This window comes from Desulfovibrio sp. 1214_IL3152, assembly GCF_036763055.1.
GTDB lineage: Bacteria > Desulfobacterota > Desulfovibrionia > Desulfovibrionales > Desulfovibrionaceae > Desulfovibrio.
On the sequence record NZ_JBAIYW010000621.1, the window covers coordinates 1 to 2,126 of the forward strand.

The window sequence follows — 2,126 nt, forward strand, 5'->3', positions numbered from 1 at the left end:
GCCGGCCGGGCGGCCCGACGCCGCAAAGCCCGGCACGCACCCGGCACAACGCAAACAAACATACCATGTCAAAGGATAGGAGAAACACATGACCAAAGCTCTTGATCTGAGCCTGGCGAACAAAGTTGCGGATATGGCTCTGGCCGACTTCGGCAAAAAAGAAATGCAGCTTTCCGAACGGGAAGTACCCGGCCTTATGGAGTGCATCAAAAAATACGGCTCCAGCAAGCCCCTCAAGGGACTCAAAATTACCGGCTCGCTGCACATGACCATCCAGACGGCCATGCTCATTCAGACCCTGCATGCCCTGGGCGCCGACCTGCGCTGGGCTTCATGCAATATTTTTTCCACGCAGGACCACGCCGCCGCCGCCATTGCCGACCTGGGCATGGCCAAGGTTTTTGCCTGGAAGGGCGAAACCCTTGAAGACTACTGGTGGTGCACTGAAATGGCCCTCACCTGGCCCGACGGCTCCGGTCCCGACCTCATTGTGGACGACGGCGGCGACGCCACCCTGCTCATCCACAAGGGAGTGGAAGCTGAAAACAATCCTTCCGTCCTTGACGAAAAAACCGACAACAAGGAACTCCAGTGCATCCTTGACCGCCTCAAGCTGCGCCTCAAAGAAGACCCGCAGCACTGGCACAAGGTTGCCGCAGGCATGAAGGGCGTGTCGGAAGAAACCACCACCGGCGTCCACCGCCTCTATCAGCTTGAGGCCGCGGGCAAGCTGCTTTTCCCGGCCATCAACGTCAATGACGCGGTGACCAAATCCAAGTTCGACAACCTGTACGGCTGCCGCGAATCGCTGGCGGACGGCATCAAGCGCGCCACTGACGTCATGATCGCCGGCAAGGTTGTTGTGGTCATCGGCTACGGCGATGTGGGCAAGGGCTGCGCCCAGTCCATGCGCGGCCTCGGCGCGCGCGTTCTGGTGACCGAAATCGATCCCATCTGCGCGCTCCAGGCCGCCATGGAAGGCTACGAAGTCACCACCGTTGAAGACGCCCTGCCCTACGGCGACATTTATGTGACCTGCACGGGCAACTACCACGTCATCAGCGGCAAGCATATGGAAGGCATGAAGGACGAAGCCATCGTGTGCAATATCGGCCACTTCGACAACGAAATCGAAATGACCTATCTGGAAAACACGCCCGGCATCACCCGCCTGAACATCAAGCCGCAGGTGGACAAGTGGACCCTCAAGTCCGGCCGCAGCATCATCGTGCTGGCCGAAGGCCGCCTGGTAAACCTCGGTTGCGCCACCGGGCATGCCAGCTTTGTCATGTCCAACAGCTTTACCAACCAGACTCTGGCCCAGATCAAGCTGGCCACTGAAAAGCTGGAAAACAAGGTCTACACCCTGCCCAAGGAACTGGACGAAGAAGTGGCCCGCCTGCACCTTGGCCGCCTCGGAGCCAAGCTGACCAAGCTTTCCAAGGAACAGGCCGACTATATCGGCGTTGATGTGAACGGCCCCTACAAGTCGGATCACTACCGCTACTAGAGCATTTCATTCGTTAACTGCTTTAGAACATATTCACCTTGCGGGGACGGTCGGCGGCGCAAAACACGCCTCCGTCAGCCACGCAGCCCTGATATGCGCTGCGCAGGGGCGGCTGCTTCATCAGCAGAAAAGTCGACGGCTGAAATGCCTGGAGCATGTTCATCGTGAAGCGCTTGCAGCGGGCGCAACCATGCCGCGCAAGCGGTCAGGTGTAAAAAAACAGCCGTGGTGGAAGCAGTGCTGCCACCACGGCAAACGCACGGGGCGGCCGCCCGCCGCGCCCCTGCACCTTATGGCCGGAGCCTGTCTCCGGCCATTTCTATTTTCCTCACCCCACCCCTCCCCGCCTTTTTCCAGAGCATTTTCGCATTGAGTGCCCCCACTCCCAATGCCGTATCTGCACACAACGGACATTCTTCAGGAATGCATGGCACAGCAGCGCACGCAAACTGCGAGTAAAACCATGCTGTCTTGGAACACGCTTGCGTGTTTTCAATGTTGTCCGGTTAAGCACCCATAGCTAACAGGCTATAACTATAGGTGTTTATAGTTTTTCGTCTTCGCGGATTCAGAAGTTCTTCCAGAGAATCCTTGCCGAACAGATTCAAGCAAATGA

1 protein-coding gene is annotated in these 2,126 nt (G+C 57.9%); it reads left to right on the top strand.

Annotated features, from left to right (window positions below; translation table 11 throughout):
* Positions 1 to 88 precede the first annotated feature (88 nt).
* A complete protein-coding gene (gene ahcY / locus V6C07_RS12985) occupies positions 89 to 1,510 on the top strand; it encodes an adenosylhomocysteinase (protein WP_333536897.1) in 1,422 nt (473 codons plus the stop codon).
* Positions 1,511 to 2,126 lie beyond the last annotated feature (616 nt).

Coding starts and splice junctions, on each gene's coding strand:
- ahcY (WP_333536897.1), top strand. CDS start 89: ATGACCAAAGCTCTTGATCTGAGCCTGGCGAACAAAGTTGCGGATATG.